Annotated in this window: 16 protein-coding genes; 5 read left to right on the forward strand and 11 right to left on the reverse strand. The window is 44.7% G+C overall.

The genetic code is table 11. The annotated features are described in order from the left end of the window. Positions 1 to 9: 9 nt before the first annotated feature. Entirely contained in the window at positions 10 to 918 is a 909-nt protein-coding gene (locus J2T16_RS08095; protein WP_090920428.1) for a LysR family transcriptional regulator, read from the reverse strand. Positions 919 to 962: 44 nt separating this feature from the next. Then, positions 963 to 1,397: a MerR family transcriptional regulator gene (locus J2T16_RS08100; protein WP_154886647.1), complete on the reverse strand. Its 435-nt coding sequence runs from the start codon at positions 1,395 to 1,397 to the stop codon at positions 963 to 965. A gap of 136 nt (positions 1,398 to 1,533) precedes the next feature. On the opposite strand from J2T16_RS08100, the gene J2T16_RS08105 reads away from it, so the two are divergent. The 3 genes from J2T16_RS08105 to J2T16_RS08115 all read left to right on the forward strand — a co-directional run bounded on the left by J2T16_RS08105 (position 1,534) and on the right by J2T16_RS08115 (position 4,944). Then, positions 1,534 to 2,382, forward strand: a complete 849-nt coding sequence (locus tag J2T16_RS08105; protein ID WP_499018084.1) for an SDR family NAD(P)-dependent oxidoreductase — start codon at positions 1,534 to 1,536, stop codon at positions 2,380 to 2,382. A 178-nt stretch (positions 2,383 to 2,560) separates the two neighbouring features. Continuing rightward, on the forward strand, positions 2,561 to 3,724 hold the full coding sequence (locus J2T16_RS08110) for an oxalate decarboxylase family bicupin (RefSeq protein WP_499018086.1): 1,164 nt from the start codon (positions 2,561 to 2,563) through the stop codon (positions 3,722 to 3,724). Positions 3,725 to 3,804: 80 nt separating this feature from the next. Continuing rightward, positions 3,805 to 4,944, forward strand: coding sequence for a zinc-dependent alcohol dehydrogenase (locus J2T16_RS08115; RefSeq protein ID WP_499018087.1), 1,140 nt, complete (start codon positions 3,805 to 3,807; stop codon positions 4,942 to 4,944). Positions 4,945 to 5,124: 180 nt separating this feature from the next. Here the strand turns inward: J2T16_RS08115 and J2T16_RS08120 are convergent, their stop codons facing one another. The 4 genes from J2T16_RS08120 to J2T16_RS08135 form a co-directional block, all read right to left on the reverse strand. Then, entirely contained in the window at positions 5,125 to 5,913 is a 789-nt protein-coding gene (locus tag J2T16_RS08120; protein WP_221786500.1) for a class I SAM-dependent methyltransferase, read from the reverse strand. Positions 5,914 to 6,169: 256 nt separating this feature from the next. Continuing rightward, entirely contained in the window at positions 6,170 to 8,140 is a 1,971-nt protein-coding gene (locus J2T16_RS08125) for a PTS fructose transporter subunit IIABC (RefSeq protein WP_336122287.1), read from the reverse strand. A gap of 67 nt (positions 8,141 to 8,207) precedes the next feature. After that, positions 8,208 to 9,119 carry a 1-phosphofructokinase gene (pfkB, locus tag J2T16_RS08130; RefSeq protein WP_154886658.1) on the reverse strand — a complete coding sequence of 304 codons (912 nt, stop codon included), beginning with the start codon at positions 9,117 to 9,119 and terminating at the stop codon, positions 8,208 to 8,210. A gap of 2 nt (positions 9,120 to 9,121) precedes the next feature. Further along, positions 9,122 to 9,868 carry a DeoR/GlpR family DNA-binding transcription regulator gene (locus J2T16_RS08135; RefSeq protein ID WP_090920406.1) on the reverse strand — a complete coding sequence of 249 codons (747 nt, stop codon included), beginning with the start codon at positions 9,866 to 9,868 and terminating at the stop codon, positions 9,122 to 9,124. A gap of 189 nt (positions 9,869 to 10,057) precedes the next feature. Between J2T16_RS08135 and J2T16_RS08140 the strand changes: the two genes are divergently transcribed. Beyond that, positions 10,058 to 10,741: a G1 family glutamic endopeptidase gene (locus J2T16_RS08140; protein WP_221786498.1), complete on the forward strand. Its 684-nt coding sequence runs from the start codon at positions 10,058 to 10,060 to the stop codon at positions 10,739 to 10,741. Between the two features lie 86 nt (positions 10,742 to 10,827). Here J2T16_RS08140 and J2T16_RS08145 read toward each other — a convergent pair whose 3' ends face one another. From J2T16_RS08145 to J2T16_RS08165, 5 genes are all read right to left on the reverse strand, one after another. Continuing rightward, complete coding sequence (locus J2T16_RS08145; protein WP_499018094.1) at positions 10,828 to 11,280, reverse strand: hypothetical protein; 453 nt, start codon at positions 11,278 to 11,280, stop codon at positions 10,828 to 10,830. 187 nt (positions 11,281 to 11,467) lie between these two features. Further along, positions 11,468 to 12,895 carry an NAD(P)-binding domain-containing protein gene (locus tag J2T16_RS08150; protein WP_499018097.1) on the reverse strand — a complete coding sequence of 476 codons (1,428 nt, stop codon included), beginning with the start codon at positions 12,893 to 12,895 and terminating at the stop codon, positions 11,468 to 11,470. A gap of 367 nt (positions 12,896 to 13,262) precedes the next feature. After that, positions 13,263 to 14,114, reverse strand: coding sequence for a hypothetical protein (locus J2T16_RS08155; RefSeq protein ID WP_499018098.1), 852 nt, complete (start codon positions 14,112 to 14,114; stop codon positions 13,263 to 13,265). Beyond that, positions 14,115 to 15,098 (reverse strand): ABC transporter substrate-binding protein, encoded by a 984-nt coding sequence (locus tag J2T16_RS08160; RefSeq protein ID WP_221786495.1) that lies wholly within the window; start codon positions 15,096 to 15,098, stop codon positions 14,115 to 14,117. It abuts the gene before it with no gap. Positions 15,099 to 15,207: 109 nt separating this feature from the next. Beyond that, the gene (locus tag J2T16_RS08165; protein ID WP_499018099.1) at positions 15,208 to 16,809 is read right to left on the reverse strand and encodes an AraC family transcriptional regulator; all 1,602 of its coding nucleotides are present in this window, start codon (positions 16,807 to 16,809) and stop codon (positions 15,208 to 15,210) included. Positions 16,810 to 17,237: 428 nt separating this feature from the next. Between J2T16_RS08165 and J2T16_RS08170 the strand changes: the two genes are divergently transcribed. Then, on the forward strand, positions 17,238 to 17,657 hold the full coding sequence (locus tag J2T16_RS08170; RefSeq protein ID WP_090920382.1) for a MarR family winged helix-turn-helix transcriptional regulator: 420 nt from the start codon (positions 17,238 to 17,240) through the stop codon (positions 17,655 to 17,657). The last annotated feature ends 1 nt before the right edge of the window (position 17,658 follow it).

The raw sequence follows: 17,658 nt of genomic DNA on the forward strand, positions 1-17,658 counted from the left end.
CCCTGTGACTCAATCTTGCAAACCAATTGCTTCGTGTAATGCCTGCACATAAGCCACGCCGAGATTGGAAAGTGACGTGCTTTTATGAGAAATCCACCCGACATTAATGGACTCTTCACATTCGAGGGGAACCGGAATGATCTCGTTGCCGTTCAGATCGGCGCTAAGCACTCCAGTCGAGATCGTATACCCATTTAGACCGATAAGCAGATTAAATAAAGTCGCCCGGTCGTTGACCTGAATGCTTTTGGGATGAGATAACGTACTCAGAATTTCTTCGGAAAAATGAAAAGAATTATACTCCCCCTGGTCAAAGGACAGGTAAGGATAATCCTGAAGCTGTTCAATGGCCACAGACTCCTGCTTCGCAAGCGGATTGTTCACACTGATGAAAATATGCGGTTTCGCTGTAAACAGGCTTGTAAACACAAGTCCGGCATCTTTCAACAATTTATTGATAACTTTGGCGTTGAATTCGTTCAGATAAAGGATGCCAATCTCACTCCGAAGACTTTTTACATCCTGAATGATCTCATACGTTTTAGTCTCGCGCAGTGCGAGTTCATACTCATCATGACCGTGCTGCTGAACAAGCTTTACAAATGCATTCACCGCAAAAGCGTAGTGCTGGGTGGATACCGAAAAGTGTTGCGGAGACGGCTTCGCATTCAGATAACGATTCTCCAGCAGTTCGGCCTGTTCGACGACCTGACGAGCATAACTTAGAAACTCCACCCCTTCTTTGGAAAGAGTAATGCCTTTATTGGTCCGTTCAAAAATGGTAATACGAAGCTCCTGTTCCAGATCGCGAATCGCGTTTGATAAGCTCGGCTGGGAGATAAACAACCGTTTGGCTGCTTCGTTCATCGATCCGTGTGTGGCAACCTCGATTACATATTTAAGTTGTTGTAATGTCATGACTTGACTCCTTTTCCGATATCCCTCGTATATCTTATATTCCATCAAGAGAAAGTTTTCTTTTGGGCGATCCCTGTCACTAGATTCTCTGCTTCCAGCGAACAACGTTCAGGAAACATACTACGTTGCTCCAGCTTATCCTGAATAAAATCAACGACCTGTTGCAGCGAGGCGATCTGATCTTCTACTTTTTTCTGATAATTGACCAGCATCTCCCGTTCCTCCGGAAAATCGTTCAAATCCGACTCCAGCGACATCTGTAGAAATGGCTTCATATCCTCAAGTGACATGCCTGTTTTCTTCAGACAAGTAATTAGGCTCATCGTCTGGATGTCCTGTTCCGAATAGACTCTGTGGCTGCTTGCTTTACGTTCCGCACGTGGAAGCAGACCAATTTTCTCATAATAACGAATGGTATCTTTGGATAACCCCGACCGCTCCGATATTTCATGAATGGAGAACGTACTTTGCTCACTCATCATTAGCCCTCCCATACCCATACTTCTATCTATCATATAACTTGGAGCTGGCTCCAAGTCAAGCCTCAAATCTACTCTTGACTTGGAGTCAGCTCCAAATTGTAGAATGACTCGAATACATGAGGAGGTCATTTTAATGAACCCAGTAAATCCGCTTCGCACAGCCGTAATAACCGGCTCATCTTCAGGAATTGGACTGGAACTAACAAGACAGCTTCTAAAGGATCAGTGGAAGATTATCGCTCTTAACCGCTCCGCGTTCCCGGCAGATGATCGTGTAATTCAGTCCGCATTAAGCTCAGGTCAATTACGATCCATTCAAGCCAATTTCACGAATTATGCCAGCCTTCGCTCAGCGCTGGACCAGATTCGATCACAGACGGATTCCATTGACGTCCTGTTCAACAATGCAGGCGGAAGCACCTCTACCCTTCAACACTCCGACCAGGGGCGTGAGTTGCATTTTGAGCTTCAGACAGTGGTTCCTTATATCATTTATCGGGAGCTGTATGAGTCGCTCCGCCAAGGGAGGATGAAAACCGTAGTGAACACCTCCTCGACTGCTTTTCGCATGCTAAAAGCGTTCGACCTTGATACGTTGGAGCGGCCAGCTTCCTTCAAAAAGCTTTTTGGTCCTTACGCTGCGTCCAAGCTCGCCCTCTCATTGTGGACAGCTGAGGCTGCATCCAAAGCTATGGCGGATGGCATTCGACTTCTTAGTGTTGATCCGGGTGGAAACAACACGCTAAGAAGCAACAAAACATCCGGTTTGCCCTTCTATATCAAACCTGTTATGAAATTATTCTTTTCTCATCCAAGTCGAGGTGCATCACTGCTTCATGACGCAGTGCTCGGGAGCGTGAAGCATGATTCTGGTGCGTTTCTGGTTAATAATAAGGCAGCACGCCTTCGTTTTCATGAGCAAGGATCTACCATACTTCAACGTGTGCATGAAATCTATGAGCAAAATTATCTGAATACCTAATTCATGCTTGAAATTTACCGCTCTCGCCCTGAAGAAGTCTGATTCCAGACTTGACCGAATAAGGTCAGGTCTTTTTATCTTTGTCCTTCATATTTTCCAAGCCTTCGTTCATAGGTGTAAGCATGGTGAGTAAACCACATGACGCGGATTGCAGCGGATATCGGAAGGAGACATCAGAATGAGTAAAGAAAAACAACCCAGTGCTCAGCCGTATATTATCCCCCAACCTATTCGAAGCGACGGTGCAGGCGGCCCGGATTATGGACCAAGAGATGTGTTAAGAGACAAGCAAAATCCCGATATGCTTGTCCCACCTAAGACAGACAATGGCTTGTTACCTAACCTCAGGATGTCCTTCTCCGACACCCATATGCAGCTCAATCACGGCGGCTGGTCACGTGAAATTACGGTGCGTGACCTGCCCGTTGCCACTACGCTCGCCGGCGTGAATATGAGTCTGACTCCAGGCGGCGTCCGCGAACTGCACTGGCATCAACAATCTGAATGGGCGTATATGATCTGGGGTACAGCCCGGGTCACTTCTGTGGATCAGAACGGGCGAAACTTTATTGCTGATGTCGGTCCGGGTGATCTTTGGTTTTTCCCAAAAGGACTGCCTCATTCGATTCAAGGGTTGGAGAACGGGTGTGAATTTTTATTGGTATTCGATGATGGAAGCTTCTCTGATCTGAATACATTGTCCATCTCAGACTGGTTTGCCCATACGCCACCAGAGGTACTATCCTTGAATTTTGGCGTTCCTGAATCAGCCTTCCAATCGATGCCCAAGGAACAGGTTTATATTTTTCAAGATGATGTACCTGGTTCACTTGAAAGCCAGCGCGTTCAATCCCCCTACGGAACCGTTCCTCTTCCGTTTACCTATCGTTTGCTTGCACAGGAACCTTTGATCACACCTGGAGGAAGTGTGCGCATCGTTGATTCCACCAACTTTCCGATCTCCACTACAGTCGCCGCAGCGCTAGTCGAGATCAAACCTGGGGCGATGCGTGAGCTACACTGGCACCCCAATGCCGATGAATGGCAGTACTATTTGACGGGTGAAGGCAGAATGACCGTCTTTGGTGGCAATGGGATCGCACGCACCTTTGATTACGGGGCCGGAGATGTAGGGTATGTTCCCGTTGCCATGGGGCACTATATACAAAATACCGGAAAAGACACATTATGGTTTTTGGAAATATTCCGAAGTGACCGTTTTGAGGATGTCTCTCTCAATCAATGGATGGCTCTAACACCGCGTGATCTGGTTCGAGACAATCTGAATGCTCCTCCAGAACTGCTGGATGCATTACGGAAAGTGAAGTGGCCTGTCGTATAAAATAGTATAAACCTATATCATATGCACGAAAATGGGGTAAAAGGAAGAGAACCCCACATAGACCAAGGAGGAATATGAAGATGAAAGCCGTTACGTTTCAGGGCATCAAGGACATTCAGGTGAAACAGGTCGAAGATCCGGCACTGCAACAGCATGATGACATTATCGTTCGTATTACTTCAACGGCGATCTGTGGATCGGATTTGCATATCTATCAAGGCGCGCTACCTGCTGCAAAAGACTATGTGATCGGTCATGAACCGATGGGCATTGTGGAAGAGGTCGGACCTGAGGTTACGCGAGTCAAAAAAGGGGATCGAGTCGTCCTGCCTTTTAACATCGCTTGCGGTCAATGCTTCTACTGTAACAACGATATGGAGAGTCAATGTGACAAATCGAATGGAAATCCTGATATTCATACCGGGGGTTATTTCGGGTTCACCGAGCGATATGGTGGTCATCCGGGCGGTCAGGCTGAACTGCTACGAGTGCCTTACGGCAACTTCACTCCATTTGTCATTCCCGAATCCTGTGAGCTGGAAGACGAGGCATTATTGTTCCTTTCCGACGTGTTGCCGACGGCATACTGGAGTGTTGAAAATGCTGGCGTCAAGCCTGGGGATACCGTCACCGTACTCGGCAGTGGCCCTATTGGGCTAATGACGCAAAAGTTTGCCTGGATGAAAGGAGCCAAGCGGGTTATTGCCGTCGATCGTCTGTCTTATCGACTAGATAAGGCTAAACGTATGAATGACGTAGAGGCTTTTAATTTTGAAGAGCATGATGATATGGGTGAGCATATCCGCGAGATCACTCAGGGTGGAACAGATGTTGTTATTGACTGTGTTGGCATGGATGGCAAAAAGACCATGCTGGAAGAGATCGGTCAGAAGCTAAAACTCCATGGCGGGGCGCTGAGTGCCATCGAAATCGGCATGAAAGCCGTGCGCAAGTTTGGAACACTACAGCTTACAGGCGTGTATGGCTCCTCCTATAATATGTTCCCTTTGGGAAACCTGTTTGAGCGTAACATCAACATTAAAATGGGACAAGCTCCTGTTATTCATTATATGCCTGAACTATTCCGTAAAATTACAGCCGGTGAATTTGATCCAACTGAGATTATCTCACACCGTATATCACTGGATAACGCGAGCGAGGCTTACCGGATATTTAATGACCACGAAGATGAATGCACCAAGGTCATTTTAAAACCCTGAATGAACGAAAGAAAGCTTGGGGTAATGGATACTACATTACAGGCTCATTCTTTTGGCAATACAATGAAGGCGTCAAGACCAGAAATAAAAAATAAAGCAGGCTCCTCTTACAAGAGAGGTCTGCTTTTTGCTCTTGGAGTTTCTTTATTCTTTAGGATATGAACCGTGCCTCTTCCCCTCTCACACTCCACGCTTAATTGCCTGGATATACACACTTTCTCCTTCAAAGCTGAGAATTTCACCCTGCTCTTTCTCCACGATATTAAAATAATGTCGGATCTCCTCTGTCGCATGCAGCAATCTCGCTTCAAGCTCCAGGCGTTCTTCTCCAAAGAGGGATGCACGTGTGCACCAATCATCAAAATGAAATTTTTTTGCAAAAGAAACCATCGTTTCGACCCGATACCCTATACGTTCCAAAAGTCCAATCCATTCTGTTTTCCGCCATGCCCGAACATGACTTGGGTCACGCCTTTTCTCTATGTCGTTGTAGAAACGATCTAGTTCATCCTGCTCGGGAGCCACATTGTCAATAAACAATAATCGGCCACCAGGTTTGGTCACCCGATAAGCCTCGGAAACAAACGAGGATACATCTGGAAAATGATGTGCTGCAATTCGGCAGGTCACCAGATCAAAGCTATTGTCTGGAAAAGGAATATGCTCAGCATCTCCCGTTACAAAATCCACATTTTCATGACCATTGCCCTGGATAAAACGTGCAGCCACCTCTAACATTCCTTCAGTCAGATCGAGGGCTGTCACGCGACTCACCAGCGGAGCAAGCGCATTCGCCACATGTCCTCCTCCCGTTGCAATATCCAGCACACTCATATGTTCTGCCGCCTGAGATGATGCAACGAGTAGCGCGAGGTCCTCACCTTGTGCATGAATTGCACTTGTGACATAATACTCGGCATTCTGAGAAAATTGCTTCCGCATCTGATTTTTGATCTGATCCTTCTCCATTTTGATTCCTCCTCTTCTTTTGCATATCTCCTTCAGATAAATATTGATTTTACTTTTCGCCACTTCTATTGTTCCATCTAGTGAAACCAAGTTTCATTTAATCTAGAATCATCATATCATACCCCCTCTCCAAACGAAACAAAAAACACAAAAAAGCATCCCTTCAATGAAAATTTCACTGGAGAGATGCCTAGAGTTGATAATCGTTTCACCATTGGTACAGCAAGTTCACCTGAACTTACATTAACCTATTTTATTATTTAACAAGTGTAGGTGATTTTTTCCACAATCCCAGAATGAGACCCGAGATGACAGAACCAATAACAACCGCGAGCAGGAACAAAATGGTGTGGTTAGCCAAGAGAGCTACAAAGACACCACCGTGCGGAGCGGGAACATTAATGCTCCACAGCTGAGTAAGTCCACCTGCTACCGCAGAACCAATAATACAGGAGGTCAGTACACGAAGCGGGTCAGCCGCTGCAAATGGAATTGCACCTTCTGTAATAAAGGAAAGACCGAGTACATAGTTTGTTAGACCGGATTTGCGCTCTTGCTCCGTGAATTTGGATTTGAAGAACGTTGTTGCAAGGGCAATCGCCAGTGGAGGAGCCATACCGCCTGCCATAACCGCTGCCATCCATGCCCCGTCTGTGTTTCCACTGGATGTAAATACACCAATCGCAAAGGTATAAGCCGCTTTGTTAAACGGACCACCCATATCAATCGCCATCATACCGCCGAGCAACAAACCAAGCAATACTTTGTTACCTGTTCCCAGGTTACCCAGTGCATCTACAAGCCAGGTGTTTAGAGCTCCGAAAACCGGATCAAAGATGTAATAAGCAATCGTACCAACGATCAGCAGACCAAGTACCGGATAGAGCAGGATCGGTTTCAAGCCATCAATCGCTTTTGGAAGACCTTTCAGCGCTTTACGCAATCCAATAACAACATAACCCGCAAGGAAACCGGCAGCTAGACCACCAAGGAAACCTGCATTGGAGTTTACAGCCATCAAACCACCGACCATACCAGGCATCAGGGCTGGACGATCACCAATACTCATCGCAATAAATCCGGCAAGTATAGGAATCAGGAAATGGAACGCGCCTGTTCCTCCACCAATCGTTTGCAGCAATTGCACGATCGGATTGTCAGGACTTGCAAGTTGTTCAAACAAGAAGGAGATCGCAAGCAGGATACCACCGCCGACAACGAATGGCAGCATGTGTGAAATCCCGTTCATCAAATCTTTGTAAATTTTGCTTCCCACGCTTGTCTTGCTATCGCCTGCACCTTCATCGCTCGCTTTTCCACCTTGGCTACGATAGATTGGTGCATCGCCGTTAACCGCCTTGCGGATCAGTTCTTCGGATTTACGAATACCGTCACTTACCGGTCTTTGCAACACAGGTTTACCGTCAAAACGAGCCATCTCGACGTTTTTGTCAGCTGCAATGATAACCCCTTTGGCACGAGCGATCTCATCAGCTGTCAATACGTTTTGTGCGCCTTCGGAACCATTGGTCTCAACACGAATGTTGATGCCCATCTCTTGGGCTTTTTTCTTCAAAGCATCCTCAGCCATAAATGTATGGGCAATCCCCGTTGGACATGCTGTAACAGCAACAACAAATTCTTCTGTATTGGCGTTTCCAACAATGACACCGGAGTTGTTTTTCACGTTGTTAGCACCACTTTCAGTCGAAGATGCTTGAGCTACTCTCTCTGCTTTAGCCTTCTCTTTCGCAGCTTCCTTCTCCGCAGCTTCAGCTTGTTTCGCATCAAACAAAGCGCTAACTTCTTGCGGCGTATTCGTGTTCATCAGCTCAGCGATGAAATCGCTATCAACCAACAGCCTTGAAAGAGCCGCTAGTGTGCGGAGATGTGTATTGCCTGCGCCTTCTGGTGCTGCAATCATGAAGAAGATATGAGCAGGCTCGTCATCCAATGCTTCAAAGTCCAAACCCTGTTTACTTTTTGCAAAAACGACCGTTGGTTCATTGACCGCTTTGGTTTTTGCGTGTGGCATAGCAATACCGCCGCCGATGCCAGTGCTGGACTCGGCTTCTCTTTTGTAGATCATTTCTTTAAACAATTCTGGATCATTAATACGTCCACTCTGGTTAAGACTTGCAATCAGTTCGTCGATCGCCTCGTCTTTGGTTGTTGCTTGCAGATCCATAATCATCGTTTCCTGGATCATTAAGTCAGTGATTTTCATCTTGGAACACTCCCTTAAGTTCGGTCGGCCTGCACATGGCAGGCCTTATATCAGTTATTCAAGGTAATTAAAGCGTTGTAATCGTCACCTGATTACGCAATTCGTCAATAAACTCACGTGTAGCGAGGTCATCTGAGAAAGCTGTCGCACTGCCGGAAGCTACCCCTGTACGGAATGCTTCAAGCAAGTCTCCTTGCAACACATAGGTACCAACAAATCCGCCAATCATCGAATCACCAGCACCAACCGAATTTTTCACAGTCCCTTTAGGTACAGTTGCGTGATAGACATTCTTCTCGGTGATGAACAATGCTCCTTCTCCAGCCATGGAGATCAACACATGTTTGGCACCTGCTTCGAGCAATTTACGTCCGTAAGAAACCAATTCCTCACGTGTTTCGATGGTTACGCCAAACAATTCAGCTAGTTCATGATGGTTCGGCTTCACCAGCAGCGGCTGGTGAACGAGTGCTTCCATCAGAGCAGGCCCTGTTGTATCAATAACAAACTCGGCTTCTGTCTGTTTGCATACATGAATAAGCCGATCATAGAAATCTGAACCAAGTGATGGCGGAACGCTACCAGAGAGAATGACGATATCTCCTTTTTGCAAGGAAGATAGTTTATTCAGTAATTGCTCTGCCTCTTCTGTACGAATCGCTGGTCCAAGACCGTTAATTTCTGTCTCATCCCCGTGCTTCAGCTTAATGTTGATGCGAGTATCATCTGCAATGGTGACAAAATCCGTTTGAATCGCATCCTCCTGCAACTTGTCATTGATGAAACGTCCCGTGAACCCACCCAAAAATCCAATAGCTGTGTTCGCAGCACCGAGTTGATTCAGAATTCTGGAAACGTTAATGCCTTTCCCGCCAGGTAATTTCAAATCCCGATTCATGCGGTTAAGTCCGCCGAGCTTCAAATCGTGCACTTCGACGATGTAATCAATGGACGGGTTGAGTGTTATCGTATATATCATCGCTATCCCTCAATTATTTTAGTTTTCTGGGTGATTACTGCACGCCAATGTTCAGGCATTCGCTCCGTAATCAAATCTGCCTCCTCCAAATCAAACAATTTGGCAAAAGTAATATCCCCGATTTTGCTGGAATCAGCCAGCACATAAGATTTCCCTGACAATTGATGTGCACGCCTCTTAATCAAGGCTTCCTCTGGATCAGGAGTTGTATACCCCATTTCCGGATCTACTCCGTTACTTCCTAGAAAACACTTGTCAAATCGGAAATTGTCCATGTTCTGTAGCGCGATACTGCCGATCACCGCTTTGGTATGAATTTTCATCATGCCACCCAGCAAGTAACTGCGAATTCGTTTGCTTACCAGCGCCTCCACATGGGATAGTCCATTGGTGACCACGGTTACATCCCTGGCTTCTATAAAAGGGATCATAGCGAGTGTTGTTGTGCCGGCATCTAGATAAATGCACTCCCCGTTCTGGATTTCCTGCGCTGCCAGGCGGGCAATCACTGTCTTCTGTTGAATGTTTTTGAACGTTTTCTCCTCCATGCCTGGTTCTAATGACTTTTCATTCACCAGTGAAGCACCACCATGAATACGTTTGAGCATCTGACGGCTTTCCAGATCAATCAAATCTCTTCTAATCGTGGATTCAGAAACACCCAACACATCAACAAGCTCTTGCAACTTCACAATTCCCTGTAAATGTAAGCGCTCTACAATTGCAGCATATCGTTCTTCAGTCAGCATATGCATTCCTCCAACTGCTTCTATAGTATCATAAATCCCGTAAAAAACAATCATTTTCATTCAAAATAATTCGAAAACCTTCAAAAACTTTCACCGTTCGACTTATTTTCTTGTCCAAGTGTCCCTATCCAATAGTCCATAGTACGCATCTGATAACCTAGTCCCTACAACGGAGAGGTGATGACTTCAATGTCAGACCGTACAATCAAACGACGGAAACCCTGTGTGTTACATCCAACCAAAGAATCTTCACGCCCGCGTTCGGGCTGGATTTCCTTCAATTGGAGCGGTTACGCAAAAAGAAAAACAACTCATCCCTATCGGCGGATTTCTGCTGATTGGACTGTACCATATGTTCTTCCTTCCTCCCGCAATTCGTATTCCTCTGCATGGATTGGCATTGACGGCTTCGCAAACACAGATCTGATTCAGACGGGAACAGCCCACGATTGGATACAAGGCAAACCCGTCTATTATGCCTGGTGGGAGATTCTTCCGGCAACCGAAACCATGATTCCCAACCCAGTAAGCCCAGGTGACTGCATGCGCGGTATCATTACGAAGTTAACTCGCCATTCCTGGTGCATTAGCTTGATCAACCTCACTAAAGGCTGGACTTTCCGAACCATTCAACGATATACAGGCCCTCAAAGCTCTGCCGAATGGATCGTTGAGGCTCCCTCCGTAGGTGGTTCCATTGCCTCCATGTCTCGTCTTAGTCCAGTTGCTTTCAGAAACTGTCGTCTGAACTGCCGCCCTCCTGCCTTCTATACTAGAGATAAAGGAATCCTGATTCAGGGCCAGCGTATCTTATCGATACCTGGATCTCCCAATTGTTGCAGAGATGGATTTGTAGTTCGTCGTGCTCATTAAGACTTGTCATTAAAAATCCTGCAACAATCGCCCTTCTGGTGGCAGTGCTGCAGGATTTTGACGTTTTTGTATAATACGGCTTATTTCTACAATAACTCCGCGCTTTCCACTTCCGGTTTGGGTTTGAGCCATTTTCCTTCTTCATTAATAAAAGCACCCTTGAATCTTCCCATCTCCAGTTGCTCGATTAGCTTCTCCTCATCCGTTGCCAGGATCTCAATTAACTGTTCTAGGGTGTAATATTCATCAGGGTCATAATCCATCAAGATGGGGACAGCAGTATCATATAATTCACGGATCAGATTTTCGAAAGAAAGCCGCCCAAGATTGGGCATCTGCCGATAGACCTGTAATGGTTGGGACACCATATTACGGAATGATTTGTTCTCAAGGTTCATCCACAACGTATTACAGGCTTGTACACTCATATAATTTTGCTCCACATCATAGAACTGTATTTCCTCAATTTTCATAAATTTCTCTTGAAATGCCACAATTTTAATTAGAGGTACATTGCGTATACGTGATGCCTTTTTCACATGAGCCCTGAATTGCTCATAATTCATTTGTTTTATTTGTTTCTTTTGTTCCATTTTTTATCCCTGCCTTTAACATGATCCAAACGACATTTTACAATAAATCGACACCGAGTGTAAGTCACAATGTAAAAAAACAAAAAAAACGTACAGCATCCCATCGCTGCACGAAATATATCATATGATCGCCTCAGCCAAGAACCCGGCGTTTCACCCATGTCTCCGTAAATTCCAGCTCATTGTAATCATAAAACCCACGAAGTGTCTCCTCCCGGTCATCGAGGAACAATTGATCAGCTATACCTGCAACCAGTTTGGGGATGGCACTTCTGGTGCCCGATATCGCTGAAGCAGACAATCCACAACTGGCCAGTGCAGAATAATTGAATATAAACAAGCCATGCAGTAGCGTTTTTCCCTGTTCACTTTTACTGGTCATTGCAAATCCAGGGCTTAAAAAGGGGTGTGCATCAAGTAGCACATTTCGAACTTCCAGCGGGGCTTCGTAACAATCTTGCCAGCGAGCAATGTGCTGTTCCACGAGTTGCAGTTCGGGACGAAGAGCGGGATCGCTGAGCAGACCTGTGCTTACAATAAGAAAATCAAACGTATAAATTCCATGTGCCGTTTCAACCTTTGCTCCTTGATCCGTAGCTTGCACGCTTAACCATGGTGAGTCCAGATGCAACTCGAATCCAGGCCAAGATGCGGCCCGGTTGAACGTATCATTGGTAGGTGGCTGATTATATTTGAAAAAGTGAGATATCACCTGATACTTATCAGCTATAGGTAAAGCGTGAAACCGCTCGATCATGCCGGATTGTTCCATTTGGCGAATCGGATTGACTCGTGGTAATTGTTCACGTCTGACAAAAACATGAGCTTCAGCCACACCTGAGGATAGCGCGTGGTTTGCATTATCAAAAGCTGAGGCTCCACCGCCGAGCACTGCAACCTTTTTTCCTTTTAACCGTTCAAAATCAATCATTTCTGAAGTATGGGCATACAACTCTCGCGGCAGATGATCTGAGATCAGTGAGGGTACATGCCACTCGCCGCCTCCTTGAATACCCGTTGCAAGCACAACTTTCCGAGCCAAAATGTGCTTTTCACGAATTCCTTGTTCGGTTACATGTAGACGATGAATTCCATCCTGCCCAGGTTCAATGAGGTTCAACTTAAATTCGTTCTGTACTGGAAGGTCCAGGATTTCCCGATACCAACGCAAATAATTCATCCAGTCACTGCGAGGAATTTTATCGATCTTCTGCCATCCCTCAACACCCTCCTGAGCCTCCCACCATGCACGAAACGTCAGAGAGGGAATACCCAGGTCAATGGAAGTTAGATGTTTCGGCGTCCGCAACGTTACCATCCGTGCATAAGTTTCCCATGGCCCTTCTTGCCCTTCCACATTTTCGTCGATAATCAGAATATTCGAGATCCGTTCGCGCAAAAGTCCAAATGCAGCCCCAAGGCCACTCTGTCCACCGCCTACAATAACAACATCATAGACATGCCCCTCTGCATGCTCTCTTGTACGAACCCAGCTGGTACCTCCAAAACATAAATACGCTAAATCATGCTTCACACGTTCATTCAAAGCTTCGAGGCCCATACTTCACCAACCCTTTCATGATCTATCTGGAACAGGCTCCGTTGCATTCATACATACTTATCTCTAGGTTACATTGCAATATCCGAATAGAATTAGCGTTATTATATGAGTTGAAATCCAGTAGGGGAAGCTAACAGAAACGTAATTGTCATTCAACCTAAAAAAGCTGGGGATACTTGTTTCCCTATACTAAAGAAAATTACTATGTTTAAAATTTGCGCTGCGATACTCTTTATTCTTTGAAGATCACTTGCGTTCTTGTCAGGGTATACTACTCATAAAAACAACTCTCTCTAACGCAAAAAAACAGCTACCTTCGGAGAGTAAAATACACCGACTGTAACTGTATTTTTATAAAACAAGTTCTTTAATCATCCGATTTCAAAAGCATGCGCCATCGCGATTCTGAATCTAGTTTTGGACAAGTGTTACAATAGCCATGGGCAGAACTGCCGCTACCCACTTGATACGCCAGACAGCAATACCTGCGGATCAGAAGCTGAGGGCCCTGCCATTCCGGATGTTCAAAACGTTGTAACCGAGTGAAAAATGTATTATCGGTTGACTCCTCTAGCCATACATGTGCATCATGCTTAATGAGCTCAAGACGCTTATCCGTCTTCCATATCGCGTGATCTTCGATCGCTCGTGTAATTAATTGTTGTACATTATGCGCCACCAGTTCATTCATAATCCTTGTGCTTGCTCCTGTTGCCGCAGCAACTGATTGGAAAATACGTCCCAAGTGTAGCTGTAAACGATCCCGTAGCATACTAATTTCTGTCCTGCGCTGAGCCAAAACCTTATTAGTTGGAGCTACATTTTCCCCAATCCCCAGCCCTGAACCATTATCTAGACTTCTTTCCATCCGGGTCTCATAGCGCATGCCGCCCGTGCCATTCAATTCGATTCGTACAACATCATCCTCGATATTTAGAACAGTATCGTATAAACTGCAAGCTGAGATTACAGCCATAACCCATACCGAATATCGTTTGGCAAAAAGGGTACCCACCGCTACACTTCCTGTGCTGCCTTGATCGAGTCCTTGTTGTATGGCTTGTTGGTGTAATATCAAGTCTCTCTTCTCATCATGCAGCAAGTCACCGGCAGCAAAAGCATAGGTGGAAGAATCATCGGCCCCACGGATACTCGTCACAAAAGACGATTCCAAAAGAGCCACCATCTCTTCACGGTCATTCCCTGAATAAAGTACCATCTATTGAATCATATCTTTAATTTCATTTAATATTTCGATTCGTCCTATAGCTCCCCATCCTTTAAACAACCAGAAGGAATCGGTTTGATAGACCTGACCAGTTACAACAGCCGGGACGTTTTTCCAAAGTGAGCTTTCTTTCATCTTACTTAAATAATCCTGGGCATTGGGATCTGCTTCAAGCACAACATAATTGGCATCGATATCTGCTATCTTCTCCATAGACAGATCCTCACGTTGTTCTGCAGGTGTCACTGCAGAAGGTTCAAACCCAAGATCATGATACAAGAGCGTGTTGGTTGGGTGACCTGTTGCCGCATAAATCTGCAGGTTCTTCTCCCTTACTCTTAGGTAAGCCAGTTTTTTCTGATCCAATTGCTCTATTTTAGCTTTAAGTTGATCGGCTTGTTGCTCTACTTCCGCGATTTTTTCTTTAGCCAAATCAACCTTATTGTACATTCCAGCAATAGTCAGTAAATCTTGAGTCCAATACTCTGTATCGCCGTTGTAATCCATCCAATCGTCACCTAATACAATCGTAGGAGCAATTTTCTCCAACTGATCATATGAATTTTCAGCTGTTCGACTCTCAATTACAATCACATCCGGATCAATCTGAACAATGGCCTCAAGGTTGGGACTATCTGCCGAACCTACCGTTGGAACCCCTTGAAGCTGATCTGCCAGATAAGGCAAGTAATCTCCACCGTAGCGTATTTCTACATTAACACCAGCAGGTTTCTCACCAATGGTAAGCATGTGATCAATATAAGCAGCAGATAACACAACCATACGCTCTATTTTTTTGGGTACAACCGAAGTACCCTTTAGGTGTTTAATTGTTTGTGTGCTCTTCTCTTCCAGCGTGGTTGCCTGTTTTGAAGATGTTGCATCTGTAGCTTCCGTTGTCGACTTACCACATGCTACTAGAACGAGCATGAGCAGGGACAACAAGATCATATAGGCTGTTCTCTGTCTTAGCATTTTGTTTTAATTCCCCTTCACTACTTAATAATAATAATCATTATCATTATGGTAGAAAAAAGCAAACAAGCTTTCCATGGATTATTCCACTCTCTTTACGTGTAAAATATCACCCTACGGTAACACCAAGCTGCTTGGCCACATACTTCATAGTTCTTACACGCCCGGTTGGACCCAGCGTTTGGAAGAACATATCCCCTGCATCATAAACATGACCTTCCTGTACAGCCTTGGATGTTATCCATCCATCAGATTTCATCAAACGTTGAAATTGAGTTCTCGCTTCTGCTGTAGGATCCACCATAACAAATAGATGATCCGCGTTGTATAGCTGTACATCATTGATGTTCATCTCCACAGCCCACTGTTCGCTTGGGTAATTCTCTGGCATATGTAATCCCATATCATCATACAGCAAGGAACCGGTCTGATTATGCAATCCATACATCCGATAGAATTCGGAGGAAACGCGAATAAACATCGCCGACTGCTTTCCCCATTCGGAGTGAATACGATTTTGAAGAACATGGCTTAAATCCGCATGCTGTTCAATCCAGCGAATAGCATATTCATTCCGTCCCATGATATTTGCCATATAAAGCAAACTTTTGCCTACTTGATTCGTGTGTTTAAGGATAGCCGTAGGAGCAATATGATGCAGAGATTCATTCGGTTCCATACGGTCACTCGTAATGATTAAATCTGGCTGCAATCCCTTCAATTTATCATAATTCTGACCGGAACTGTCCAGAATAAGTCCTTGAGGAGAATCGGCTTGATGTGCAGGCATAAGGGTAGGATGAGTCACTCTCTGAACATAAGATAAAGCAGACACAGGTTCCAACCCGAGTGTTAGAACAACATCATCCAGTCCATAGTATAATGTTGCAATACGGTTAACTTTATTTTTCATATAAAACGTTGGAGCAACACCTTCATTTTTTTTAAATACCCGGCTGAAATAGTGCTCGTCCTTGTATCCGACCTGCTCCGCGATCATCTTGATTTTATCTGTAGAAAACAATAGCTGTTTGGCCCGAGTCATCCGTTGTTTCTGAATATAATCCATCGGTGTTATCCCAAACTGACGTTTGAATGTTCTTATAAAATGATTCACACTAAGCCCTGCAAGGCGGGCCATGTCATGCATTCGAATGTCCTTCGTATAGTGATGTGTCATATAATCTATGGCCAAGTCCATTGCAACATGAGGTTGAACAAACGATTTAACATTAGTCATCAACTGAATTAGTAGCTGGTGCAAAAGATATTTCTTGCCTATGTTATCCGATTCGGCTGCAGCAAAGTTTGTATAGATGAATTGATCCATCATTTCTTGAATATCTCGTCTATTGGTTGGAAGTTGAAGCTTACCCGTAACAGGAAAATCAAGCGGCTTCGTGTGCCAAACATTGTTTGTTCGGACAAGTTCAACACCGGAAAATAAGATTAGTTGCACTCGGACAGGGGCTTCAATATCTGTCTGTAACTCCACGTGCATGCCTGGACTAAGCACAAACCAATCGTCACGGGACAACGTATGCATTACGTTATCAATTGTCAAAGTCCCTTTGCCATCCATTACTCTGCATACGGCGAATCTTTTCCATACCCTGTGCTGGGCTTCTCCTGAAATACCGACATATTGGCAGATATGAACAGATGAAAGATATAATTGCTCCAGTCGTTTAATCCAGTCATTCCTCTCCATGATAACTCCCTTTCCATATGGTAAGCCGCTACTTCTCACCAAATTAATTATCTAATTTACTTTTCATCAACAAAATCCGACACTTTTTTATTTTCATTATAGTTTGAATGATAATAATTCTCAATAAAACTCATACCGAGTTAAATTATTCTTTTAGGGACAACCTATATTATTAACCTCTCCTTTTTATGAATATCTACGTTAAGATAGGTTCTGAAAAAATCTATTTTTTCTTTTTTTCAACCTGTTGCATTCTCATCTATGACATGTTATATTAATTGAGCCATCAATGATTGACGTATCAACTATTGATCCATCAACGATTGAGAGAGCTACAGAATCATGAAGCAATGGCATTGTATACTGGCAACTTTAATTATTTGTTAACATACGCCGTTGTTGATTGGATTCACCCGGGAGGTCTAGTCATGACACGTATGGTTTCCAAAGAAGAGCAGATCATTAATCTGCTGAATGTACTGGGGAACAAAATCAGTCCCAAGTTCGAACGCTGTACCGGGATCAGTTCCTCTCGCTTTGAAATTCTGCACGAGCTGGATCAGGTAGATGAGATCAACCAATCTATGCTCCAGAAAATCATTAACATCGATAGTGCTGCCATTACTCGTCACTTGAAACAACTTGAAGCTGACCTCATGGTTACAAGACGCAAAAATCCTGAGGATAATCGGGTGACTTTTGTTCGTCTCACGGATCATGGGCGCAAACAGATTGAAGGATATAAAGCAGAGAAAACCAACTATATTCATCAGATTCTGGATGGTTTCAGTGAAGATGAGATTCAGGCACTGGCCGATTTCTTGGAACGTATGCAAAACAATTTTTAAA

This window comes from Paenibacillus intestini, from assembly GCF_030803945.1.
GTDB classification, from domain to species: Bacteria; Bacillota; Bacilli; order Paenibacillales; family Paenibacillaceae; genus Paenibacillus; species Paenibacillus polysaccharolyticus.